Annotated in this window: 19 protein-coding genes; 3 read left to right on the forward strand and 16 right to left on the reverse strand. The window is 72.5% G+C overall.

Annotation, left to right across the window (positions count from 1 at the left end; genetic code table 11):
- Window position 1: 1 nt before the first annotated feature.
- Window positions 2-763, reverse strand: a complete 762-nt coding sequence (locus tag IG84_RS38780; RefSeq protein ID WP_157848850.1) for a hypothetical protein — start codon at window positions 761-763, stop codon at window positions 2-4.
- Window positions 764-1,354: 591 nt separating this feature from the next.
- Between IG84_RS38780 and IG84_RS0109485 the strand changes: the two genes are divergently transcribed.
- On the forward strand, window positions 1,355-2,455 hold the full coding sequence (locus tag IG84_RS0109485) for an NADH:flavin oxidoreductase/NADH oxidase (protein WP_031053800.1): 1,101 nt from the start codon (window positions 1,355-1,357) through the stop codon (window positions 2,453-2,455).
- A 98-nt stretch (window positions 2,456-2,553) separates the two neighbouring features.
- On the opposite strand, the gene IG84_RS0109490 is transcribed toward IG84_RS0109485, so the two are convergent.
- Window positions 2,554-3,663, reverse strand: coding sequence for an alkene reductase (locus IG84_RS0109490; RefSeq protein WP_031053801.1), 1,110 nt, complete (start codon window positions 3,661-3,663; stop codon window positions 2,554-2,556).
- A 68-nt stretch (window positions 3,664-3,731) separates the two neighbouring features.
- Between IG84_RS0109490 and IG84_RS0109495 the strand changes: the two genes are divergently transcribed.
- Together IG84_RS0109495 and IG84_RS0109500 are read left to right on the forward strand one after the other, a co-directional pair.
- The gene (locus tag IG84_RS0109495; protein WP_031053802.1) at window positions 3,732-4,103 is read left to right on the forward strand and encodes a MerR family transcriptional regulator; all 372 of its coding nucleotides are present in this window, start codon (window positions 3,732-3,734) and stop codon (window positions 4,101-4,103) included.
- A gap of 24 nt (window positions 4,104-4,127) precedes the next feature.
- A complete protein-coding gene (locus tag IG84_RS0109500) occupies window positions 4,128-5,456 on the forward strand; it encodes a sensor histidine kinase (RefSeq protein ID WP_031053804.1) in 1,329 nt (442 codons plus the stop codon).
- 21 nt (window positions 5,457-5,477) lie between these two features.
- On the opposite strand, the gene IG84_RS0109505 is transcribed toward IG84_RS0109500, so the two are convergent.
- The 14 genes from IG84_RS0109505 to IG84_RS0109570 form a co-directional block, all read right to left on the reverse strand.
- Window positions 5,478-6,191 carry a GH12 family glycosyl hydrolase domain-containing protein gene (locus tag IG84_RS0109505; RefSeq protein ID WP_031053805.1) on the reverse strand — a complete coding sequence of 238 codons (714 nt, stop codon included), beginning with the start codon at window positions 6,189-6,191 and terminating at the stop codon, window positions 5,478-5,480.
- 72 nt (window positions 6,192-6,263) lie between these two features.
- Entirely contained in the window at window positions 6,264-8,558 is a 2,295-nt protein-coding gene (gene yicI, locus IG84_RS0109510; protein ID WP_031053806.1) for an alpha-xylosidase, read from the reverse strand.
- Between the two features lie 35 nt (window positions 8,559-8,593).
- Entirely contained in the window at window positions 8,594-9,322 is a 729-nt protein-coding gene (locus tag IG84_RS0109515; protein WP_078648725.1) for a carbohydrate ABC transporter permease, read from the reverse strand.
- Window positions 9,323-9,420: 98 nt separating this feature from the next.
- Complete coding sequence (locus tag IG84_RS0109520) at window positions 9,421-10,320, reverse strand: carbohydrate ABC transporter permease (protein ID WP_037799653.1); 900 nt, start codon at window positions 10,318-10,320, stop codon at window positions 9,421-9,423.
- A 10-nt stretch (window positions 10,321-10,330) separates the two neighbouring features.
- Window positions 10,331-11,557 (reverse strand): ABC transporter substrate-binding protein, encoded by a 1,227-nt coding sequence (locus tag IG84_RS0109525; RefSeq protein WP_031053813.1) that lies wholly within the window; start codon window positions 11,555-11,557, stop codon window positions 10,331-10,333.
- A 126-nt stretch (window positions 11,558-11,683) separates the two neighbouring features.
- Entirely contained in the window at window positions 11,684-14,647 is a 2,964-nt protein-coding gene (locus IG84_RS0109530; RefSeq protein WP_031053816.1) for a glycoside hydrolase family 3 protein, read from the reverse strand.
- An 80-nt stretch (window positions 14,648-14,727) separates the two neighbouring features.
- A complete protein-coding gene (locus IG84_RS0109535) occupies window positions 14,728-15,774 on the reverse strand; it encodes a LacI family DNA-binding transcriptional regulator (RefSeq protein ID WP_051861551.1) in 1,047 nt (348 codons plus the stop codon).
- A 199-nt stretch (window positions 15,775-15,973) separates the two neighbouring features.
- Window positions 15,974-16,984, reverse strand: a complete 1,011-nt coding sequence (locus IG84_RS0109540) for an iron-containing redox enzyme family protein (protein ID WP_078648711.1) — start codon at window positions 16,982-16,984, stop codon at window positions 15,974-15,976.
- A complete protein-coding gene (locus tag IG84_RS0109545; RefSeq protein WP_051861553.1) occupies window positions 16,981-18,531 on the reverse strand; it encodes an FAD-dependent oxidoreductase in 1,551 nt (516 codons plus the stop codon). The genes IG84_RS0109540 and IG84_RS0109545 overlap by 4 nt, the downstream gene beginning before the upstream one ends.
- Window positions 18,528-20,021 (reverse strand): GMC family oxidoreductase N-terminal domain-containing protein, encoded by a 1,494-nt coding sequence (locus IG84_RS0109550; RefSeq protein ID WP_031053828.1) that lies wholly within the window; start codon window positions 20,019-20,021, stop codon window positions 18,528-18,530. The genes IG84_RS0109545 and IG84_RS0109550 overlap by 4 nt, the downstream gene beginning before the upstream one ends.
- Window positions 20,018-20,458, reverse strand: coding sequence for a hypothetical protein (locus IG84_RS40520; protein WP_031053830.1), 441 nt, complete (start codon window positions 20,456-20,458; stop codon window positions 20,018-20,020). Before IG84_RS40520 ends, IG84_RS0109550 begins: the two co-directional genes overlap by 4 nt.
- A complete protein-coding gene (locus IG84_RS0109560) occupies window positions 20,455-21,876 on the reverse strand; it encodes an aspartate aminotransferase family protein (RefSeq protein ID WP_031053831.1) in 1,422 nt (473 codons plus the stop codon). The genes IG84_RS40520 and IG84_RS0109560 overlap by 4 nt, the downstream gene beginning before the upstream one ends.
- Window positions 21,873-23,276: an NAD(P)/FAD-dependent oxidoreductase gene (locus IG84_RS0109565; RefSeq protein WP_051861554.1), complete on the reverse strand. Its 1,404-nt coding sequence runs from the start codon at window positions 23,274-23,276 to the stop codon at window positions 21,873-21,875. Before IG84_RS0109565 ends, IG84_RS0109560 begins: the two co-directional genes overlap by 4 nt.
- Window positions 23,273-24,265: a glycosyltransferase family 2 protein gene (locus IG84_RS0109570; RefSeq protein WP_051861555.1), complete on the reverse strand. Its 993-nt coding sequence runs from the start codon at window positions 24,263-24,265 to the stop codon at window positions 23,273-23,275. Before IG84_RS0109570 ends, IG84_RS0109565 begins: the two co-directional genes overlap by 4 nt.
- Window positions 24,266-24,306: the final 41 nt, after the last annotated feature.

Here is a 24,306-nt window from a genome sequence, read left to right on the forward strand (position 1 = left end):
GTCACCACTCCCCACCGGGCCGCCGGGTGCCCCGCGGCGATGCCGGGCCGGGCGGCGGCTGGACGGGCGGCACGTCCTCAGACGTCCGCGGTGGCAGACCCGGAGTCGTGAGCGGGCGGTCCGGCGGCTGCTGCGATGGCTCCTCCTGAACGGACTGGGGCGCCTCCGCCTGGTGCGCGGTCGGCGGGACCGTCCCCACCGACGGACTGGACGCAGGCACTGACGGGCGCTCTTCACCGGCGGCCCCGGACGGCGTGCTCGCGGCGCTGCCGATGCCCCGGCCGACGCGCGACACCGCGAAGCCGGCCAGTGCCGCGCCGGCCATGAACAGGCCGGGGCGACGCCGCGCGAAGTCCTTCACCTCGTTCAGCAACTCGTCGGGGCCCCCGCGATCGAGGCGGTCGGCGAGCAGCTGCCCGCGGTCCGCCGCCTGCCGCACCAGGGACGCGGCGGGCGAGTCGGGCTTGGCCTCATCGCTCATGTGCCGCAGGTCGTCGGCGATGCGGCGCAGTCCGGCCGCCATCCGCCTGACCTGGGCTCCGGTCTCACCGGCCGCCTGGTCCCTGGCCTTCTCGTACAGGTACCGGCCCTGCGCGGCGGTCTCCTTGGCGACCTCCGCCGCGCTTTCGCGGGCCGTGCCCGCTACCTCCTGCCCTTTCTCCTGTGCTACTCGCGCACCATGCTGGACATCCTGCCGGGCCGTACCGCCGGCGGCTGACGCCTGCTCAGGTGCCGGGCGGTGGGGCCCTTCGGTTCGAGCCATTGCTCCTCCCTCAGGATTTGCTGATGTTCGAAGCTGGCGTTCGAATCGGTCGGCGGGTACCCCTGCCCCTGATCGGAACACCGCGCGGCGCCGCGGAGCTACGGCCGGAAGGCGACGGCGGGAACAGGGCGCGAGAGGGCGTGCGCCGCGAGTACCGGGCGCGGCGGCGGACCGGGCGGCCCGCCCGGGCCCCACCGGTCCTGCTGCCAGTCAGGAGCCCGGCGCGGGCCCCGTCGTGGATGCGGGCGTCAGGTCCCCAGACCGAGAAGTGCATGTGTACGGGCTCGTTGAACTGCTCCACTCCGGCTACGCCATGGGTCCGCCCGAAACCGGAGCAGCGTAGCCGCCACCGGTCGTCTCCGGGTACGACCGGTTGTAGCCGCCGACCTGGAGTCGCGTGTGACGGGGATCTCGATGTACCGGGCGAGGAATGGTCCCCGACCTGCCCCTGTTGTACGAGAGGCGTCGTAGTACGGCATCGAGTCGTCGGGCTGTCTGTTAGTTCGATGGTTTCCGTACTACGATGTTCTTCGTACAAGGCTTCGGGCTGTGTCCGGAGTCCCGCCCTCGTTCACGCACAGGGAGCCCGTTGTGAGCGCACTCTTCGAGCCGATCACCCTCCGGCAGCTGACCATTCCGAACCGTCTTTGGATGGCCGCGATGTGCCAGTACTCGGCGGCTCCGGAGGGCCCCGAGCAGGGTGTGCCCAACGACTGGCACTTCCAGCACCTGGCGGCGCGCGCCGTGGGCGGCACGGGCCTGATCATCACCGAGGCCACCGCCGTCAGCCCCGAGGGCCGGATCAGCCCGTACGACCTGGGGCTGTGGAACGACACCCAGACCGCCGCCTTCCGCCGCATCACCGACTTCATCAAGTCGCAGGGCGCCACCGTCGGTATTCAGATAGCGCACGCCGGTCGCAAGGCGTCGACGGAGCGGACGTGGGTGGACCGTGGTGCGCCGATCGCTCCTGGTGAGGGGCACGGCTGGCAGCCGGTCGGGCCGAGCCCGGTGGCGTTCGACGAGAAGTCGACGGCTCCCGAGGAGCTGTCCGTGGCGCAGATCAAGGAGATCGTGGAGCAGTTCGCCGAGACCGCGCGGCGCGCGGTGGACGCGGGCTTCCAGGTCGCCGAGATTCACGGCGCGCACGGCTACCTGATCAATGAGTTCCTGTCGCCGTTCACGAACCGGCGCACCGACGAGTACGGCGGCTCGTACGAGAACCGGATCCGCTTCGCGCTGGAGGTCGTGGACGCGGTGCGTGCGGTGTGGCCGGAGGAGCTGCCGCTCTTCTTCCGCATCTCGGCGACCGACTGGCTGTCGGAGAACGCGGAGGACGAGCGGGAGGGGTGGACCGCCGAGGAGACCGTGCGGTTCGCGGCCGAGCTCAAGGCGCACGGCGTGGACCTGCTGGACACCTCCACGGGCGGCAACGCGCCCGATGCGAAGATCACGGCGGTGCCGGGGTACCAGGTGCCCTTCGCCACGCAGGTCAAGAAGGAGACCGGGCTGCCGGTGGGGGCCGTCGGTCTGATCACCGAGGCGCAGCAGGCCGAGAAGGTCATCGTGGACGGCGAGGCCGATGCCGTCCTGATCGGCCGGGAGCTGCTGCGGAACCCGTACTTCGCCCAGCAGGCGGCCCGCGAGCTGGGCGCCACCCCGCACGTGGCCCAGCAGTACCACCGCGCGTGAGCGAATGCCGTCGGTGAGCTGAGCGAACCGAGCGAACCGTGTGGGCGGGGGCCGGCACCCGATGGTGCCGGCCCCCGTTTTGTTGTGGCCGCGGTCGGTCAACGGGCAGGCAGGGACGGGTAATCCGTGTAGCCCGTTTCGCCGCCTACGTACATCAGGTACTTGCTGCGTACGGGGTTGAGCGGGGCGTGGGTGCGGAGGCGGGCGACCAGGTCGGGGTTGGCCAGGAAGGGACGGCCCAGCGCGATGAGGTCGGCGCCTGCTGAGAGAAGGCGTTCCGACTCGTGCCTGCCGCCGTCGGCGGGGAGGGGGTCGGGCAGTACCGGATTGGCGATCAGCGTGCCCGGCCAGTGCTTGCGGATCTCCTGGTAGACCGGCTGGTCGGGGTCGGCGAAGGCAACGTGCAGATACGCCAGGCCGCTGTCGGCCAGTGCGGCGATGAGTGCCGGGTAGATGTCGTCGGTGTCGTCCTCCTGGATGCCGTTGACCGTGTTGCCGGGAGAGATGCGCAGGCCCACCCGGTCGGGGCCGATCGCGTCGGCGACGGCCCGTACCACCTCGGCCACGAAGCGGATACGGCCGGCCACAGTGCCGCCGTACGCGTCGGTGCGGTGGTTGGTGTTCTTGGCCAGGAACTGGTGGAGGAGATGGCCGTTGGCGCTGTGCACCTCGACCCCGGCGAAGCCCGCGGCGAGGGCGTTGCGTGCGGCGGCGGCGAAGTCGGCGACGGTGGTACGGATGTCGTCGCTGGTCATCTCGCGGGGAACGACCGCGGGCCGGCGGCCGCTGGGCGTGTGGATCGTCTCGGGGAGGGGGATCGGAGAGGGCGCGAGGGGCACAAGGCCGCTGTTGTCGGGATGGCCGACCCGGCCACCGTGCTGGAGCTGCAGGAACATCCGGCCGCCCGCGGCGTGCACGGCGTCGGTGACCTGCCGCCAGCCGGCCACGTGGGCCGCGTTGTGGATCGCGGTGATGTTCGGGTACGTCTGCCCGACGGCATTCGGCGTGGACGCCTCGGCGATGATCAGCCCGGCGGAGGCGCGCTGCGCGTAGTACGTGGCCATCATCGGGGTGGGGACACCGTCTGCGGTGGCGCGGTTACGGGTCAGCGGCGCCATGACCAGGCGATTCGGCAGGTGGAGGGGGCCGAGCCGGGCGGGGGTGAAGAGGCGGGAGGCGGCTGTTGTGCGCGTTGTTGTGTCCGTCATGACGGTAAGGTAGAAGTTGACATCAGTGTCAGGTTCAAGTCCTCGTGGTCCGGGGTGTGAGGTGTGCGATGCGGATCGGTGAGCTGGCCCGGCGCACGGGAGTGAGCGAGCGCTCGCTGCGGTACTACGAGAAGCAGGGTCTGCTGACGGCCGAACGTACCGCCGGCGGGCACCGCGAGTTTCCCGGCAGCGCCGTCGACCGTGTCATCCGCATCCAGGAGCTCTTCGCCGCCGGGCTGTGCAGCGCGAAGATCGGACAGTTGCTGCCCTGCATGAGGGACACCGACGGGGGGCCGTCCGAGATCGCCACGCCGCGGCTGGTCGCCGACCTCACGACGGAGCGGGGGCGCATCGACCGGATGATCGCCGACCTGGTCCGCTCGCGTGAGGTGTTGGACGAGGTGATCGAGGCGGCGGCGGTGGACGAGGGCGGTCGTTGACCGGGTGGCGCCTATCCTCGCCGGGTGAGTATCAGCAGTCGCAGCCAGCGCGTCCGTTACCTTGTTCGGTCCATCCGGTCCGGACGGTCCGTTCGGTCCTGGGTGGTGGTGCCGGAGGGCCACTCGGCGGCGGCGACGGGGGGTTCCGGGCGGCAGCCGTTGCGGGCGCCGGTTGTCGCGGACGTGGTGGTGACGGTGGCCGTGCTGGCGCTGTCGGTGTGGAACAGCACCAAGAATCCGTATCTCGGCCCGGCGGCGCCATGGGCGAATCTGCTGCTCGCCGGTGCGAGCGCGGTGCCGCTGCTGCTGCGGCGCCGGGTGCCCGAGGTGGTGCTCGCGGTGGCGTTCGTCGTGGAGGCGCTGCACATCTCGATCTTCGCCCTGCCGTGCGCGTACTACGCCGAGGGCGCCTACCGGGGGCCGCACAGCCGCAGGACGGTGTGGGCGGCGGCGGGAGCGGGCCTGCTGTACGTCATCCCCTGGGGCGACGCCGACATCTGGTCGCATCCGCGGAGCCTGCTCGGCGGGTTCCTGGTGAACTTCGTCCTCGCCATGCTCGTACCGCTGCTCCTCGGCCTGTACATGGGCGAACGGCGGGCCGTGCTCGCGGGGCTGGTGGAACGGGCCGAGCGGGCGGAGCGGGAGCAGCGGCTCCTGGCCGAGGCGGCGCGCGCCGAGGAGCGGCAGCGGATCGCCGGGGAGATGCACGATGTCGTCTCGCACCAGGTGAGTCTGATCGTGGTGCACGCGAACGCGCTGGCCACCGTGGCGCACGACCCGAAGGTGACGGCCGAGGCCGCGGCGATCATCCAGACGGCCGGGCGGCAGGCGCTCACGGAGCTGCGCGAGATGCTGGGCCTGCTCAGGGGTAGCCCGGAGGGCGGGAACACAACGAAGCAGGCCGAGCAGGCGGAGCACGCTGAGCAGGCCGAGGTGACCGCGGCCGACGGCGCCGCCGGCGAGCGCATCGCCGCGCTCGCCGACAGCTCCCGGGCCGCCGGGCTGCCCGTCACCCTGCACACCGAAGGCGAGCCCCGGCCGCTCGCCGAGCCGGTCGAGCGGGCCGCCTACCGTGTCGTACAGGAAGCACTGACCAACGTGCACAAGCACGCGCCCGGTGCGACGACGGACATCCGTGTCGGGTACGAGCCGCGGACGCTGCGGGTGAGTGTCACCAACGGCCCGGCGGAGGGGGCCCCCGACGGCAGCGGCCCCCTGCTCCCCAGCGGCGGCCATGGGCTCATCGGCCTGGGCGAACGGGTACGCCTGGCCGGTGGTGACATCGAGACGGGCCCGCTGGCCGACGGCGGTTTCCGGGTCCTGGCCACGCTCCCCGCACCGCCTCGCCGGTGAGGCCGGGGTCAGGCCGAACCGCTAGCTCCCGGAGACGCTGAAGCGGTTGGTGGCGAAGCGCAGTCCGCCCGGTGCCGAGGTGATCTCGTAACCGAACTGGACGTCGCCGATGGTTTCATCGCCCCACCAGCCCTTTTCCTGGACCCACTTCAGGACCGGCAGGATGTCGACGGTGCCGGCGGAGGAGTCGGAGGTGCGCAGGAACGAGTACACCTCATTCGCCCCGTTGTCGCCCTTGTAGACCTTCCAGGTGCTGCCGCCGAGGGTGACGGTGGCCTGTTCGGTGCCGATCGGGCCGACGGCGCCGGTCTGGTTGACCCAGAGCATGACCTCGTGGTCGTAGTCGCTGTCCCAGATGTCGTACGAGGTGTTGTACGCGCCGGACGCCGGCACGGTCACGTCGTACGTGCTGGTCAGCGAGGTGATGCCGCTGATGGGCTTGCCGATGACCTTTTTCGCGTTGGGATAGGACTTGATGCCCGGGGTGTTGGGATGGTCGGCCGTCACGTCCCAGTCCGACGCGGACTCGGCCCGGATCGTCTGCGAGCCGGCGCCCGAGCCCCAGATGTTGTTGTAGAGCGTGTAGCCGTCGGGGGTGGTGTACGAGCCGAAGGGCTCGGACGAGGACCACGTGGCGGCCTGGGCCGGTGCGGCGGCGAAGCCGAGCAGGGCGGCGAAGGCCGCCGTGACGGTCAGCGGGAGCCGTATGCCGGGCCGCCGGGTGCGTCGTGTCATGGGAATTCCCTTCAGTGTGGGGGGAACGGCGTCTGATGGTCGCCGGGAAGTGGGGGAAGGTTGCCGCCCCGGTCAGCCCTCTTGCCCGTCGAGGAGAGCCGACAGCTCCGGGGTGCCGGGGGCGGCCGTCAGCAGCGTGTCCGTGTCAGGGAGGAGCACGTGCCAGCGGCCGGGCGCCCCGGTGGCCTCGACGGTGACGCGCGGGCCCTCCCGGCGGGTGCGGAAGACCGCGTCGGGTGCGCCGTCCGGCGCCGGGACCCGGGTGGTCACCGAGTCGCCGTCGCGGAGCCGGTGCACCCGCAGGGTCACGTCGTCCCGCCAGTCGTACACGGCGCGGTCGGCCGTGCTGCCGAAGGGGATCACCGAGCCGGGCCGGGCCAGCAGCGGCAGGCTGTCGAAGCCGTACCGCTCCCGCCGCCAGCCCGGTCCGCGCACCCGCTCGCCGGAGAGCAGGTGGGTCCATTCCCCGTCCGGTACGTAGTACTCGATGGTGCCGTCGGCGGTGAAGACGGGCGCCACCAGCAGGTCGTCGCCGAGCATGTACTGACGGTCCAGGGCGTGGCAGGCCGGGTCGCCGGGGAACTCCAGCAGCATCGCGCGCATGACCGGTGTGCCGTGCGCGGCGGCCTGCCGGGCGGCGTGGAAGAGGTACGGCATCAGGCGGTGCTTGAGCCGGGTGAAGTCGCGGGTGACGGCGACGGCCTCCTCGTCGTAGTCCCACGGCACGCGGTAGGAGGTACTGCCGTGCAGCCGGCTGTGCGAGGACAGCAGCCCGAACTGCACCCAGCGCTTGAAGACTTCGGGGCTCGGCGTGCCTTCGAAGCCGCCGATGTCATGGCTCCAGAAGCCGAAGCCGGACAGTCCGAGCGAGAGGCCGCCGCGCAGTGACTCGGCCATCGCGCCGAAGGTGGACTCGCAGTCGCCGCCCCAGTGGACGGGGAACTGCTGGCCGCCGGCGGTCGCCGAGCGGGCGAAGAGGACCGCCTCGTCCGCGCCGCGCTCGGCGGTGAGCGTCTCGAAGACCGTGCGGTTGTAGAGGTCGGTGTAGTAGTTGTGCATGCGCGCGGGGTCCGAGCCGTCGTGCCAGACGACGTCGGTGGGGATGCGCTCGCCGAAGTCGGTCTTGAAGCAGTCGACGCCCTGCCCGAGCAGGCCGCGCAGCTTGTCCGCGTACCACTGCCGCGCCTCCGGGTGCGTGAAGTCGACCAGGCCCATGCCCGCCTGCCACATGTCCCACTGCCACACGCTGCCGTCCGGCCTGCGCACCAGGTATCCGAGCCGGGCGGCCTCGTCGAAGAGAGGGGACTTCTGGGCGATGTACGGGTTGATCCACACGCAGATCTTCAGCCCGTGCTCCTCCTTGAGGCGCCGCAGCATGCCTTCCGGGTCGGGGAAGACCTCCGGGTCCCAGGTGAAGTCGCACCACTGGTAAGCACGCATCCAGAAGCAGTCGAAGTGAAAGACGCCGAGGGGGATTTCGCGGTCCGCCATGCCGCGTACGAAGCGGGTAACGGTGTCCTCGTCGTAGGAGGTGGTGAAGGAGGTGGACAGCCACAGCCCGAACGACCAGGCGGGCGGCAGCGCCGGGCGGCCGGTCAGCGCGGTGTAACGGTCCAGGATCTCCTTGGGCGAGGGGCCGTACACGAGGTAGTACTCCAGCGTCTGGTCCTCGACGCTGAACTGGACCTGGCCGACCGCCTCGGAGCCCACCTCGTAGGAGACCTGTCCCGGATGGTTGACGAAGACGCCGTAGCCGCGGTTGGTGAGGTGGAACGGGACGTTCTTGTAAGCCTGCTCGCTGGCGGTGCCGCCATCGGCCTGCCAGATGTCGACGCTCTGGCCGTTGCGGGTGAAGGGGGTGAAGCGTTCGCCGAGCCCGTACACCAGCTCGCCGACGCCGAGGGAGAGCTGTGCGAGGGAGTGGTGGGCGCCGTCGGGGGTGGTGGCGAAGCCGGTGCCGCGTGACTCGGCGGAGGTGAGCGTACGGCCGTCGGCGGTGAAGTCCAGCCGGTACGGAGCGGCCGTGTCGACCCGCAACGACAGCGCGCCGCTGGACAGTTCCAGGAGGGAGCCGTCGCGGTGGACCTTGGAGGGCGCGCCCTCCGGGCCGGTGCGCAGGGCGAAGTGGGGTCCGTGGTCGGCCGCCCCGGCGTGGTGGGTGGCGCGGACGCCGATCACACCCTCGGCGGGGGAGAAGCAGGTGACGGTCAGCAGGGGGCTGTTGAGGGTGTCGCCCCGGTGCCGGAGCCGGCGCGCGGCGGCGTAGAGGGTGAAGCGGTCCTCCTCGACGCGGGTGTCGACGATCTCGGTGGCGTACGACGCGTCGACGCCGTCCCGCATCAGCCAGTAGCCGTCAGTGAACTTCATCGGAGCCTGCCTTTCGAACTATGGGCGCACGGTGGCTACTTGACGGAACCGCCGGCGATCCCGGCGGCGATGTACTTCTGGGCGACGACCAGCAGGACCGCCGCGGGAACGGCGGACAGCACGGCCGTCGCCATGACCGCGCCCCAGTCGCTGACGTGGGCGCCGACGAACTGGTAGATGCCGAGCGTGACGGGCTTGACGTCGTCGGTGGTGTTGAGGGTCAGCGCGAACATGAAGTCCGACCAGGCGAAGAGGAAGGTGAACAGCCCGGCCGTGATGAGGGCGTTGCGGCTCATCGGGAGCACGATGCGGACGAAGGCGGTGAACCGGTTCGCGCCGTCGACCAGCGCCGCCTCGACGACCTCGCCGGGGATGGACACCATGAAGGCACGCAGCAGCACGATGGAGAACGGCAGCCCGAGCGAGGCATCGGCCAGGATCAGTCCGAGGTAGGAGTTGACCAGGCCCAGCTCTGCATACGCGCTGTACAGGGCGTTGGCGATGACGATGCCCGGCACCATCTGGGTGATGAGCGTGGTGAAGACGACGCTGCGGCCACCACGCAGCGCGGACTGCGCCAGGCCGTACGCGGCGGGCGCGGCCAGCGCGAGGCAGACGGCGACGGCACCGAGCGCGACGGCGAGGCTGGTGAGCATCGCACGGCCCTGGCTCGCCAGCGCCAGCCGGAAGCTGTCCAGGCTGGGAGCCGTCGGGAACCAGGACACCGCGATGCCCGAAGCGGGCTGGAGCGCGGTGTTCAGCATCCAGTAGACCGGGAAGAGCAGCACGGTGAGGATCAGCAGTGCCGCCGCGGTGTTCCAGGCGCTGCGTAGTCTGCGGAGACGCGAAGGGTCCACGACGATCACTTCCCCTGGCCGAAGTCGGCGCGGTTGGCGCGGAGATACAGCACGGCGAAGACCGCGCTGATGAGGACGAGGGCGTTGCCGACGACGGCGCCCTGGCCGAAGTCGAGGCGGAGGAAGGACAGTTGGTAGGTGACGGTGCCCAGGGTCTGGGTGGCGTCGGCCGGGCCGCCCGCGGTGAGGGCCAGGATCAGGTCGAGAATCTTGACCGTGGACATGAAGCCGAGGACGAGTACCACGGTGATCACCGGCCGCAGCATCGGCAGGGTGACGCTGCGGAAGGCCCGCCAGGGGCTCGCACCGTCCAGCGCCGCCGCCTCGTGCAGCTCGCGGGGTATCTCCTGCAGGCCGCCGTAGAGGATGACCATGTTGAACGGGATGCCGATCCAGATGTTGACCAGCACGGCCGAGAGCAGCGCCACGCTCGGGCTGCTCAGCCAGGGCACCCCGCCGTCGCTCAGCCCGAGGGCCTGCAGCGCCGTGTTCAGTACCCCGTGCTCCTGGTCGAGGATGCGCCGCCAGACGACGGCGGACACCACCATGGGCACCAGCCAGGGCAGCAGCAGGACGGCCCGGACGACCCCGGAGAGGCGGAAACGCCGGGAGAAGAAGACGGCCAGGGCCAGCCCGATGGTGAACTGTCCGAGCAGCGAGCCGGCCGTGAACAGCGCCGTGTGCCACAGGGCTTCGGTGAAGAGCGGATCGGCGAACACGGCCCGCCAGTTGGCGAGCCCGTTGAAGGGAGCCTCGCCGGTGAAGTACGTGGTGGGCGTGTAGTGCTGAAAGCTCATCAGCACGTTGCGGAGGAGCGGATAGCCGAAGAACGCGGCCATGTAGAGGAGGGCGGGGGCGACGAAGAGCCAGCGGAGGAGCTGGGGACGCCGTGCGAGTGTGCTCATGACCGGTTCCTCACTTCCCCGCCGTGGCCTGCTGCTGGGCCCGTTGCAGCGCCTGCCCGGGGCTGCTCCGGCCGGTCAGTACGGACTGGAAGGCGCCCGAGAGCGCGTCGCCCACGGCGGGCCAGCGGGTGCCGACCCGGGCGGTGCGGGAGCGGGCCGTGGAGACCAGCTCGGCGAACGGAGCGAGCTCGGGATTGCGCTCCGCGTACGAGCGGGCCGCGGCGGTGCGCGTCGGCACATTGTTGGTCGCCTGCCCCCAATCCAATTGGTTCTTCGGCGTGTTGAGGCAGTCGAGGATCTTCGCGGCGTTCCGCTCGCGGCCGGGGTCGTCGCTCTTCGGTACCGTCATGACGGTGCCGCCGATGGGGGAGACGGCCCTGCCGCCCGCCTCGGGGACGGGGATCTTGGCGACCGCCCAGTCCACCTTCTTCTGCGCGGCGAGCACCGGTACCTGCCACGGCCCGTTGACCATCATGGCGGCCCGCCCCGCGACGAACTGGTCGTTGACGTCCTGCTGGTTCCAGTTGACGACGGCCTTGGAGACGGAACGGTCCGCGACCAGTTCCTTCCACAGCTCCAGTGCCGCCTCGCCCGCACCGTCGTCGAGGCGGGACTCGTCACCGCCCGCCGACCAGAAGAAGGGCAGGAACTGGTAGACCCCGTCGGCGTCCGGACTGGCGCTGAAGGCCAGGCCGTACGTACCGCCGCCGGTCAGCCTCTTCGCCGCGGCGCGCAGCTCGTCCCAGGTGCGCGGCGGGGTCACGTCGGCCTTCGCCAGCAGGTCGCGGTCGTAATACAGGGCAAGGGAGTTGGCGGCCCGGGCCACGCCGTAGCGGGCGCCCCGGTACGACCCCAGGGAGACGGCGCTGCGGGAGAACCCGGAGGCGTCGACGCCGAGGTCGCTCAACCGCCGCAGCCCGCCGGTCCGGGCGAACTGCGGCAGCTCGGACCCGTCGAGCTCCAGGATGTCGGTGAGCGAGTGGGACGAGGCCATTCGCAACGCCTTGGAGGACACCTGGTCGGCGGGCACACTGATCTGCTCCACGCGCAGGCCCAGCGGCCGGGCGCAGCGGTCGAAGAACCGCTGGTTCTTGGTGTGTTCGGCGGTGTCGGTGGCCGAGTTGAGGACGGTGACCGTGCCGGGGTCGGGGGCGGCGGCGCAGCCGGTGAGGCCGAGCGCGGCCGTCGCCCCCGCGGTGATCGCGGCGAGCACCGGTCTGGCTGCACGGGAGTGCATGGGCGGTTCTCCGTTCGGAGGCGGCTCAGGGGAGGTGCGGTACGGCGCCGGGCGCCGGGGGAAGTGCGGTACGGCGCCGGGCGCCGGGGCGGTGCGGTAAGGTGCCGGGCGCCGGAAGGGGCTGCGTCAGCGCAGGGAGAAGGTGCTCAGCCGCATCGCGTCCGAGAAGACGAGATGGACGTCGTGCCGGCCGCGGGCGCCGCGCAGCGGGGCGGTCACGGTGGCGTAGGTGTACCGGTCGCCGGTGCCGCGCACCTCGGCCGTCCCGGCGAGCGGCCCGTCCGGCGAGCCGAGCCGCACCTGTACGGTCCCGCTGCCGCCGCCCTCCTTCGCGACGCGTGCGGTGAACTCCCGTGCCCCGGAGCCGAGTTCGGCGTCCCGGAAGACGATCCAGTCGCCGCGTTCCGTGGCACCGACCGCCTCCCCGCGCACCCTGCTCTCGTCGACGATCCGCACGCCCCGGTAGTCGTCGAAGTCGGCTGCGCGCGTGGTCCCGCTCAGGTCCCGGGCCGGAATCCGCTCGCCGTCCACGCGCAGCGCCGCGCGCCCCCGGATGTCCCGTGACGACGCGCCCACCAGCACGTCGTGGACGCTGCTCTCCACGGCCCACCGGCCGCGGGTGACGTCCCAGTGCGCGAGATCGGCGGCGCGCAGCGGCAGCCGTACGGTCGTGCTCCGGCCCGCCTCGAGGTGGACGCGGGCGAAGCCGCGGAGTTGCCTGAGCGGCTGCTTGTCGCGCGAGGTGCGCTGGTGGGTGTAGAGCTGCACGACCTCGTCGCCGGCCCGGTCGCCGGTGTTGGTCACCCGTACGGAAACGGTGACGGTACCGTCCGCGTCCACCGTGTGCGCGGACAGCTCGGGCCGGCCGTAGCGGAACGAGGTGTAGGACAGGCCGTGCCCGAAGGGGTACAGCGGATCGCCGCGGAAGTAGAGGTAGGTGCGGTCCGAGGCGATGATGTCGTAGTCGAGCAGGTCCGGCAGGTCGTCCGCCGAGCGGTACCAGGTCTGGGTGAGCCGCCCGGCCGGGTTGTGGTCGCCGAACAGGACGTCGGCGACGGCGTGCCCGGTCTCCTGGCCCGCGTGCGTGGTCCACAGGACCGCCGGCACGCGCTCCCAGGTGGTGGTGACGGGATAGCTGGTCTCCAGGACGACGATCGTGCGCGGGTTGGCCGTGCGGACGGCCTTGACCAGCGCGTCCTGTCCCGCGGCCAGGGCCATGTCCGTACGGTCGTGGTCCTCGCGGCCGTTGATGCACGGCATGCTGCCGACCACGACGACCGCCGCGTCCGCGCCCCGTACCGCCTCGACGGCGTGCTCGACGCCGCCGCGCACCACCTCCGCCTCGTACCGCGCGGCATCGTCCTCGGTGGTCAGCCGCAGCGTCCCGGCGGCGTCCGCCGTGAGGTACGTCTTGTCGCCGAACCAGTCGGCGGCGGTCTCGTACCCGGCGTAGCGGATCAGCCGGCTGCCGTCGTCCCGCTCCTCCAGGACGAACTGCTGCTGGACGTACCAGCCGTTCGGCTGTTCCTGGTCGTTGCGGAATGCCTTCCCGTCGTAGCCCACGTACTTGCCGTTGGCCACGCTGCGCAGTGTCACGACGCCCTGGCCCCACTCGAAGACGTCGAACTGCCCGGTGGCGTCCGCACTTCCGCCCTTCTCGGTGAGGACCGCGCCGTTCGCACCGCTGCCCGCCGTGAGGTACGCGCCGGTGGCCTTGTTGCGGAACGCAACACGGTCCACACCTTCGCTGGTGGTGACGGTTCCGGCGGAGCCCAGCCGCTCCGTGACGCCCTTCAGTGGAGTGATGGCGTACGGCAAGGTGCCTGAGTACCAGTCGGTGTAGAGGGTGTCGGCCAGCGGGCCGACGACGGCGACCTTCTTGAGCGTCTTCGCGTCCAGTGGCAGGGCCGCGTCGTCGTTCTTGAGCAGGACGATCGCCTCGTCGGCGGTCTCGCGGGCCAGCGCGCGGTGTGCGGGACTGTCGATGACCGACCTGCTGATCTGCGCGTACGGGCCGCCGTCGGGGTCGAACTCGCCGAGCCGGAAACGAATGCCGAGCAGGTGCCGCACCGCTGTGTCGATGTCGGCCTCGTCGATCAGCCCCTTCTCCAGGGCCGTGGTGAGCGCCTTGACGGTCTTGCCGGGCTCGGCGCTGTCGGCGGTGAAGCTGTCGATGCCTGCCTTGAGGGCGGCGGCGTCCCCTTCGGCGCGGGTGGGGTAGTAGTCCTGGGCGCCGGGGAGCAGGTTGTTGGGGGCGTCCGCGTCCGTGACGTTGAAGAGGTCCTTCTTCGCCCACCTGCGCACGGTGTCGTTCAGACCCGGATGGACGGTGGCGGGACGGCCGTTGACCAGGTTGTACGAGGACATCACGCCGGTGACCGCGTCGGCACTCAGCGCCGGCCGGAAGGCCGCCTCGTCGTACTCCTTCAGGACGCGGGGGCGGAGGACCGAGTCGGAGGTGGTACGGCGGGTCTCGTTGTTGTTCGCCAGGTAGTGCTTGATGGTGGGCGCCGTCTTCAGGTGCACCGGATCGTCGCCCTGCAGGCCCGCGCCGTAGGCGGTGGAGATGACGCCGGTCAGGTGGGGGTCCTCGGAGTACCCCTCCTCGTTGCGGCCCCAGCGCGGGTCCCGCAGCAGGTTCACCACCGGCGCCCACAGGTTCAGGCCCCAGCCCTCGGGCCGCTCGTGCTGGAAGCCGCGCGCCTCGTCTCCGACGGCCGCGCCCACGCGTCTGATCAGGGCGGGGTGCCAGGTACTGGCCAGGCCGACGGCCTGCGGGAAGACGGTGGCCGGGCCGAGCCAGGCGACACCGTGCAGGGCCTCGGTGCCGGTGCGGAACGGGCGTATGCCGAGCCGTGGGACGGCCGGCTGATGCTGGTGCAGCAGGGTGATCTTCTCGGCCCGGGTCAGCCGGCGCAGCAGGTCGTCGATGCGGTCCTTCAGGGGGAGAGCGGGGTCGCGGAAGGGGTGTGCGGTGCGCGGACGCGCGGCGGCGGGAGCGGCTCCTGTCAGCTCCAGGCCGACGGCCAGCGGAGCGGCCGCCAATCCGAGGGCGAGCACGGCACGTCGGGATGGGCCCTGTGGCGTCACGGGACTCCTTCGAGTCGAAGCGCTTCGATAACGGGGTGCGTGGTGCCGGTGGTACGTGGTGTCAGTGATGCGGGGGCCGGTTACCGGGCCCCGCAATCAGTCGATGTGGGCAGTCGGTTCACGTGTGCGCGTGGTGCCGTGCTGGCCCGCTCGGTGAGCTGCGGGGGCAGCAGCGTGGCGTCCGGGACCTCCCGGCCGGCCAGCTTCGCCATGAGCAGATCCACCGACCGCTCGCCCACCTCGGCGGCGGGCAGGGCAACGGAGGTGAGGGGCACGTCGGCCCCCTCGGCCAGCTCGTCCGGGCACAGGGCGACGACCGACAGGTCCTCCGGCACCCGCAGCCCGGCCCGTTGGAACGCCTCCAGCAGCGGCCCGAGCGCCGGCTCGTTGTGTACGACCACGCCGGTCAGGTCCGGATGCTCGCGCAACAGCCGGTCGACCGTCTCGCGCGCGGCCGGTGCGCCGGGTGCGCACGGGAGCACGGTCGAGGTCATGCCGTACCGGCGCGCCGCGGCCGTGAAGCCCGCCGCCGTCCGCCGGGCGTAGCCGGTGTCGCGCGCGTACACCTCCGGCGGCGACCCCAGCAGCGCCACACAGCGGTGGCCGAGCCGCGCCAGGTGGCTGACGCACTCCGCGCCGGTCGCCGTGAAGTCCAGGTCGATGCAGGTCAGTCCCGCGGCCTCGGCGGGGAAACCGATGAGCACGGAGGGCAGGCCGAGGGAGCGAAGCAGCGGAATGCGCGCGTCGTGCAGTTGTACGTCCATCACGACGAGCGCGTCCACCAGCGCGCTGTCCGCCACCCTCCGCAGCCCGTCCTCGCCCTCCTCCTGGGTGAGCAGCAGCACGTCGTGGTCGTGCGCGCGGGCCGTGGTGACCACGGACGCCGCGAACTGCATCTGCACGGGCACGTGGACGCCGCTGCGCAACGGCATCACGAGCGCCACCACATTGGACCGGCTGCTCGCCAGGGCCCGCGCCCCGGCGTGCGGGCGGTAGCCGAGCTCGCGGATGCTCGCCTCGACGCGCTGCCGGGTCGCGGCGGAGATGGAGCGCTTGCCACTGAGGACGTAGGACACCGTGCTCGGCGAGACGCCGGCGCTCCGCGCCACATCAGTGATCTTGACCATCGCGCTCTCCTCGATACCGCGCCCGCCGGGCCGATGCGCCGGCCCGCTGCGTCGAACCGTTTCGACAACTGCCGTCGAAGCGATTCGGCGGAACAGTAGGGAGGGGGGTGGGGAGAGTCAATGGTGTGAACGGAAAGTTTCGTGGGCTTGCGGGGCCCGGCCGGATATCAGCAGGCTCTCACCCCGCTTCCGGGCCCCGTCACCTCTCCAGGTGGCGCAGCAGGCGGTCGTACTGGCGGGTTCCCGCGTCGACGGCCAGGTGGGCGCCGCGCAGCACCTGGCAGAGCTCGGCGGGTGACAGACGGGGGCGCTGGGCGCGCAGTCCGTCGGAGAGTTCCTGGCTGTGCCGCGGGTCGATGCGGGTGTGCGCGGTGAAGTAGAGGCGCATGTCCTCGTCGTGCAGACCCACCCGGTCCATGCCCTCCAGGAGCAGCCGGAAGTGCGGTTCGACCCAGCTCTCGAAGACGAAGAAGCAGCCGTACGCGGCCTGGGTGCGGGACGGGCGGGTGAGCAGCGCCGTGAACAGGTTGGAGGTGATCTTGGCGTACCAGGGGTGCTCGCGGCGGTAACGGGCCAGCTCCTCCCAGCCGTCGGCCGAGCCGAGCTGGCGGCGGAGCCAGTACGTGTGGAAGTTCTCCAGCCGGCCGCGGCCGCACTCGTCCCAGAGGTTGGCGGCGGCGACCGCCTTCTGCTTGCCCTGGAGCCCGACCACGAGGAGCGCGACCTCGTCGTCCACGACCTCGTTGCGGATCAGCTCGCAGCGCACGAAGTACTCGATGCGGTCGCGGGTCGCGTCCCGCGCCAGGTAGTGGAAGAGCGGGTGGCTGACGCCGGAGTTGTCGGCGGCCAGCGCGTCCAGGTGGTCGGCCGCCGCCTCCTGCGTGTGGAGTTCGGGTACCGGCGCGGGTGTGGCCCAGGCGTCGAAGAGTTCGCGTTCCAGCCGGGTCCGCGCGGCGAACAGCGCGATCTCCAGGTCGTCGTCGCGGGTGAGGGTGGCCGGTCCGTCGCGGTAACCGAGAGACCGGGAGGTGAGGGTGGCCAGGTGTTCGTGCAGGAATCGGCCGTGCGCCTCGGGGTCGGTACGGAGCCGGGCCAGCCTCTCCGCCTGGGCGTCGGCCGGAGCGCTCAGGAAGCGGGCCAGCTCGGGGGCCAGCCCTTCGAAGGGCCGCACCGGCGGCCAGTACAGGTCCTGCAGGGGCGGGGCGCTCATCGGAAGCCTCCCTTCTCCGCGATGCGGAGCGCGTTGGCGGCGATGGTCAGGCCGGGGTTGACGGCCGCCGACGACGGGAACCACGAGCTGTCGGCGATCCAGAGGTTGGTCAGGTCGTGTGCCTTGCACGTCGGGTCGACGACGCTGGTGGCCGGGTCGGTGCCGGCGACCGCCGTACCGCACTGGTGCGAGGTGACGTCGATGCCCATGCGCCGTGCGGAGACGAGGGGGTAGCCGGCGCGGCGCATCATCCGGGCGGTCCTGCGCACCAGTTCGCGGTGCGGCGCGAGGTTGACCGGCCGCCATCCCACCCGGATCGCGCCGCGCGGGCCGACCGTGACGCGGTTGTCCGGGGCCGGCAGGTCCTCGCTCGTGAGGTAGAGGTCGACGCTGTGTCCGGTGAGGAACTCCAGTACCGGGGTGGGGAGATGGGGCCGGAGGCCGCGCGCGGTGGCGGGCACGAGCTTGCCGAGGGTCTGGACGTTGCCCAGCGGGCCGTGCGCGCCGTTCGCCAGGTACCAGTCGTTCAGGCCGAGCGTTTTCTGGAAGACGGTCCGGCTCGGGCGGCGGGGGTCGACGGCGACGAGGAAGGTGCTGTTGTGCACCATGTAGTTGCGGCCGACCTGCCCGGAGGAGTTCGCCAGGCCCTCGGGCCGCCCGGTGCGCGAACGCAGCAGCAGCGCCGCCGTGTTGACCGCGCCGCAGGCCAGCACGTACCGGTCGGCGCGGATGCGCAGCTCCGTGCCGTCGTGCCGGGCGGCGGCGACGGTCACCCGCCGCCCCGGCGGATCGGTCCGCAGTCCGGTCACGGTGGTGCGGGTCAGCAGGGACACGTTCCCCGAGGCCAGCGCGGGCCGCAGCGCGCACACCTCCGCGTCGCTCTTGGCGCCCAGCAGACACGGGAAGCCGTCGCAGGTGGCGCAGCGCACGCACGACCCGTCCGGGCGCAGGTCGATCCCGGTGGGCAGGTCGAAGGGGGCCAGGCCCTGTGCCCGCAGCGCGTCGGCCAGCGCGGCGATCGCCGGTTCGTGCGGCACGGCCGGGTACGGGAAGCCGCCCGAGCGCCAGGGTTCGGTGGGGTCCTGGCCGGCCGTGCCGTGCACCCGGTAGATCCGCTCGGCCTCGGCGTAGTACGGCTCCAGCTCCGCGTACGAGAAGGGCCAGGCCCGCGAGAGGCCCTCGGCGTGCCGCACCGGCCCGAAGTCCGCCTCCCGGAACCGCGGCAGGGTCGCCCCGAAGACCTTGGTGTTGCCGCCGACGTAGTAGTGCACGCCGGGCTGGAAGCGCCGCCCGGTGCCGGCGTCGTACCAGTGCTCGGCGTTGCGGTACCGCCGCTGGGTGAAGACCGCGTGCGGCGACCAGTTCGCCGCTTCCCGGGGCAGGAAGTCGCCGCGCTCGACGACGAGGACGCGGGCGCCGGAGTCGCGCAGCGCGTACGCCAGGGTGGCGCCGCCCATGCCGGCGCCGATGACCGCGACGTCGCAGTCCACCTCGGGGCCGGAGGGCCGCAACAATCCCTGGACGTCCGGATGTGGGCCGGTCGTCATCGGTGCCTCCTTACCGGGCCCGCTGCCGGGGCCGTGAGGTGCCGGGCGGCGATCTCGTGCGCGAACGCCATGATCGTTCCCTGTGGGCTGATGCCGGTCGGACCCGGCAGCACCGCGGCGTCGCAGACGTACAGATTGCGGAAGCCGTACGGGCGGCCGTCCGTGTCGCACACCCCGCCCCGCTCGGGCGGCCCCATCGGGCAGGACGCCATGGCGTGCACGGAGACCAGGTCCCAGCCGCGCGGGTCGGACCGGCGGGCGAACTCCTCGGCGGCGCGCGGCGAGCCCAGCACCCCGGGCGCCGGCGGATACAGCTCGACGGCACCGGCCCGGAACAGCAGCCGCGCGGCGCGCACCAGCGCGAAGCGCAGCAGGTCCACGTCGTACGGGGTGAGGCGGTGGCGCAGCACGGTGCCCGCGCCGGGGAACCGGCCGACGCGTATCCGGCCCGTCATCCGGACCTGCACGGTGAAGACCGCCATCCGCTCCAGGCCGGCCAGCGCCGCGTCGATCACCGCGGGCCCCTGGCGCGCGAGCGCCGCCGCCAGCGACCCGGGCGTGAGGTTGGCGGCCATGACGTGGACGCCCAGCCCGCCGAACTCGCTGAGCTGGGCGGTGAAGATGGTGCCCCGCTCGGCGTGCAGCGCGGAGCCGAAGCGGACCGGCAGCCGCAGATTGACGTGGAAGGCCATGGCGCGCCCCGCCGTCCTGCGGTGGATGCCGCTGCGCTGGAGGAGCGCGGCGCTGCCGACGGCTCCGGCGGCGAGGAAGACCGTACGGGGCCGGTACCGCACCGGCGCACCGTCCGGCCCCACGGCCCGTACGGCGCGCACCGTACTGCCGTCGTGTTCCAGCCGTACGGCCCGTACGCCCGGTTCGATCCGCGCGCCGTACCGCTCGGCCTCCGGCAGATACGTCGTCGCCATCGTCCGCTTGGCGCCGGAGGGGCAGCCGGTGGGGCAGCGGTTGCGGTGCGCACACCCCGGTGCGGCGCGCCGGGCGAGCGTCCAGCCCCAGCCCAGTCCGTCGGCCGCGGTGGCCAGCAGCCGGGAGTCCTCGTTGCCCGCGCCGTGCCGCTGCGCCTCCACCTCCAGCCGCCGGGAGATCTCGCTCAGGTGCCCGGCCAGGTGGCGGGCGCGGTAGCCGTCGGTGCCGAGGCCGTCCGCCCAGCGGTCCAGCAGCCCGGCCGGCGGCTCCCACAGCAGTCCGCCGTTGACCACGGTGGTGCCGCCCACGCAGCGGCCCTCGCCGTACGGGATGACGGGGCTGCCGTAGACCGGGGTGAGCCCCGCGTTGCGGTACAGGCGGCGCAGGCTGTCGGCCGGTGCGGTGGCGGCGAGTTCGGCGGGGGAGACCCGCGGCCCCTCCTCCAGTACGCGGGGGTGGCGGCCCGCCCTGGCCAGCTCCAGCGCGGCGACGGCCCCGCCCGCTCCGGAGCCGATCACCAGCGTCTCGCAGTCGACGGCGCGTGGCGCGCGGCGGCCGCTCATGACGGCGCTCCCGTCGGTACGGAGGGCGGTACAGGTGGCGACTTGGGCGGCGAGTCGGGAGGCGGCGCCCCCGCGCCCGCCACCAGACGGTCCGGGCCGCCGTCCAGCCCGCCGTACAGCGCCAGCGCCTCGGCCGACCGCAGCAGCAGCGCGACCCCCGGCAGCCGCGCCAGCCGCGCGCTCCCGTTCGCCAGCGCCGCCGGCCCGGCCAGGGTCGCCCACCGGCCGGTGACCAGTAGGAACGCGAGCGGCAGCAGACGGAGGGCGAGCCCGGCCGCGATCCGGTACGGGCGTGGCTGGACCCGCAGACTGCCGGTCACATGGGCGAGGGCGCGCTCCCTCACCGCACGATCCCGCAGTACCGGATGGCGCGCGGCCCACACCGCGGGCAGCCCGCTCGCCGACAGCGCCCGCTCCAGCGCGCCCGCGGCCCTCATCGCCGTACCGCCTTGTCCTTGGCGAAGGCCGCCAGCAACCGGGGCGCGCCCTGGTCCAGTACGGCGTCCAGCGCCTCCAGGAACACCTCGACCTCCTTGTCCCCGGCCACCAGCGGTGGCGCGACGATCAGCGGCAGGCCGTGGTTGGAGCCGTAGAACGCCAGCACGTCGTGGTCCCGGTACAGGGCCGCGATCACGGCAGCGGTGATCAGCTTGAGCCGCAGCCGCGGGTCCCGCGCGAAGGAGCCGGGCAGCAGCCGCAGCACCCGGTCCAGCGCCGGATGGCCGGCCCGCAGGAACACGCCGTGCAGCGCGCCCCGCCCGGCCGTGCCCGCGACCAGACCCGGGTGCCGGGCGGCGATCGGGGCCAGGCCGGCGGCGAGCTGCTCGCCGATCCGCGCGGCCCGGCCCGGATAGTCGTCCTCGACCGCGATGGCCACCGCCTCCAGCGCCGTGACGGTCTCCTCACCGAAGCCGTAGTACGTGGTGCTGTGCAGCGTCGCGTCGGCGAGGTTGTCGTACGCGGCGCGGAACAGCGCCTCGCGGGCGATGTAACCGGAGATCGACGCCTTGCCGCCGCCGAAGGACTTGGAGGTGGTCAGCACGTCCGGGACCAGCCCCGGATACCGCATGAAGTGGAAGAGCGTCCCGGTCCGGCCCCAGCCGGTGTAGACCTCGTCGAAGACGAGCACGATGTCCCGCTCGGTGCACAGCCGCCGCACCTCGCGCAGGAACTCCTCGGAGCACTCGCGCAGCCCCGAGGCGCTGAACGGCTCCAGCACCACCGCGTACACATCGCTGCCGCCCTCTCCTGTGGTGTGCCGTTCCAGGGCGAGGACGAAGGAGGGCAGGTCGTCGTAGGCGAAGGAGTCGGTGCCGGGCAGGCCGGGGAACGGGAAGTCCACCTCCGGGGACGCGGTGAGGCTGCCCGCGCCGAGCAGCTTGCCGTGGAAGGCGATGTCGGAGTGGAGCACGGTGCCGCGGCGGCCGCGGTGGTACTTGTACGCCAGCTTCACCGCGCCCTCGACCGCCTCGGCGCCGGAGTTCGGGAAGTAGCTGATGTTGAGGTCGCCGGGGAGCAGTTGCGCGAGGTTGTGGCCGAGCGCGGCGACGTAGGGGGAGAGGAAGTTCTTGTGCACCTCCATCGCCTGGCGTTCGGCGAAGCGGCGGCGCGCGGCGAGGATGCGCGGGTGGTTGTGCCCGTGGTTCAGCACGCCGATGCCGCCGGTGAAGTCCAGGATCCGGCGTCCGTCGCGCAGGGTGATCCAGCAGCCCTCGGCGCGTTCGGCCAGGTCGTGCCCGAAGCCGAACGAGCCGATCAGCGACACCTGGCTGCGGCTGATGTAACGGCGGTACAGGCCGTGCACCTGACGTGGCGTCATGTGCAGGCAGTCCTCGGCGGTGAAGAGGTCGGTCATGTGGCCGCTCCCGTGGTGAGCGGGGCGGGGTGCGCGGGCCGGGCCGCGGCCCGGATGCGGTCGGCGATCAGCCGGCCGGCCCGCTGCCCGCCCCGGAGGGCGTAGTTGGTGCCCCGGTCCTCGGGGAAGACCTGGGCCATGCCGGCCAGGTAGAGGCCCGGCAGGGGGCTCTCGGTGGCGGGGACGGTCCGCGAGTAGTACCGGGTGATCACCGGCTGGGCGTGCTCGGCGCGCCACACGTGACACCCGCGCACCCACTCCTCCCGGAAGGCGGGGAACATCCGGCGCAGATGGAGCAGGCTGTAGCGGTAGACCTGGTCGTCCGGCATCCGGTACAGCCCGGCGTCCACCGGCAGGTACGTCGACAGGTAGACCACGTGCCGTCCCCCGTAGTGCCATGCCGGGTCGAGGTTGGTGTGCTCGATGACGCCGACGTAGGGGAAGCCGGGGTCGGTGACGTTGAGCCAGTAGGTGTCCGACAGCGGCCGGTCGTTCTCCAGCACCAGGCAGATGTTGGCCAGGTACGGGATCGCGGTGAGCTGCCGCCGCAGGCCGGGTACGGCGGGATGGTCCGCGTCCGCGAGGAGCGCAGCGGCGGGCCCCGGCGCGGTGGTCACCAGCACCCGCCGCGCTGTGTACCGTGTGCCGCCCGCCCGTACGCCGGTCACCCCGTGCGGTCCGGCCAGTACGTCCGTGACCGGGCAGGATGTGCGGATGCGGACCCCCAGCCGGGCCAGCTCCGGCAGCCAGGCCGCCAGCAGCGCGCCGCAGCCGCCGCGCAGGTAGTACAGCACCTCGTGGCCCGCGCGGCTGCGGCTGCCGCCGCGCAGATGCAGCTTGGTCCACATCCAGGTCGCGCCGACCTCCGGCGCGTACTCCCCGAACTTCCCCTCCAGCAGCGGCCGCCAGACCCGGTCGTACACCCGGCGGCCGCCCAGCCCCACCAGCCACTCCTCGGCCGTCAGCGCCTCCAGCTCTCGCCAGTGTCGGACCCGCCCGGCCCGCAGCACCGACCGGCCGAGCCGGAGCCGGTCGGCGAGTGGCAGCGGCGCGAACCGCGCCACGTCCAGCGGCGTGGACAGCCGGTGGATGCCGCCCGCGTGATAGAAGCCGGTACGGCCCGCGTGCCGCTCTACGAGATGGCCGCAGCCCAGCTCCGCACAGAGCCGGAAGATGTCCGTGTCGGAGGCGAACCAGTGGTGGTAGAAGCGCTCCAACTGCCGCCCGCCGACCGGAAACGTGCCCGCGAGGCCGCCCACCCGGTCGTCCGCCTCCAGGACCAGACAGCGCAGCCCCGCCCGGCCCAGCTCGTGTGCCGCCGCGAGCCCGGTGAAGCCGGCGCCCACGACGATGACGTCCCAGTCGCCGCCATCCGCGGGCCAGGCTGACGCCGTGCTCATTGCGCCGCCCGGTCCTGCGCGCCGCGGGCCACGGCCAGCGGTCGTACGGTGCCGTCCGGGGCCGGTACGGGACCGGCAGGCTGCCCTCCGGGCTGCGGCGGGTGCCGTTCCAGCAGGACGTACGGCGGCCGGCCGCGCAGCTCGCGGTGGACCAGCCGCAGATACTCGCCGAGCAGGCCCAGCAGCACCGCCTCGCAGCCGAACGTCCAGGCGGCCAGCGGCAGTCGGTGGCGGCGCACGGCGACGGTCATCGCCGCGCCGCCCAGCCAGGTGAGGCCGATGACGGCCGGCGCCCGGGCGGGCGCGGGCGAGCAGGACACCAGGCCGCGCCGCGAGAGGTCGGCCATCTTCCGCAGCGAGTACTTCGACCGTCCCGCCGGGCGCGGCAGCCGCTCGTACGCCACGCTCGTCTCCGGGAACCCCGCCCAGCACACCGACCCGCGCAAGTACGGTTCTCCTTCGGGGAGTTCGGCGAGCAGGCGGACGACGGACCGGTCCAGCAGCCGGAAGTCGCCGGTGTCCAGGGCCACCGGCTGGTCGGCGAGCGCGGCCAGCAGCCGGTAGTAGACATGCGCGGTGACCACCTTGAAACGGCTCTCCCCGGCGCGCGAGGTGCGCCGCGCCGACACCACCGACCAGCCGGCCCGCCACCGCTCGACCAGCTCCGGGATCAGCTCGGGCGGGTCCTGCAGGTCGGCGTCCATGGTGACCACCGCATCCCCGGCCGCGGCCCGCAGCCCGGCCAGAATCGCCTGCTGGTGGCCGAAGTTCCGGGTCAGTCGGAGGAGCCGGACCGCCGGGTCGCCGCCGGTGACGGAGGCCAGCGTGCGCCAGGTGCCGTCCCGGCTGCCGTCATCGACGTAGACCACCTCGTGCGCGCAGTCCGGGAGGCGGCGCAGCACGGCGGTGAGCCGCCGGTGCGTCCGCTCCAGCACCGCCTCCTCGTCGTAGCACGGCACCACCACGCTGATCAGCGGGGTCGAGGGCATGTCGTCTCCTCACGTCGGGCGCGGCCCCGGCCGGTTCGAGG

It is taken from the genome of Streptomyces ochraceiscleroticus (genome assembly GCF_000720485.1).
GTDB lineage: Bacteria > Actinomycetota > Actinomycetes > Streptomycetales > Streptomycetaceae > Streptomyces > Streptomyces ochraceiscleroticus.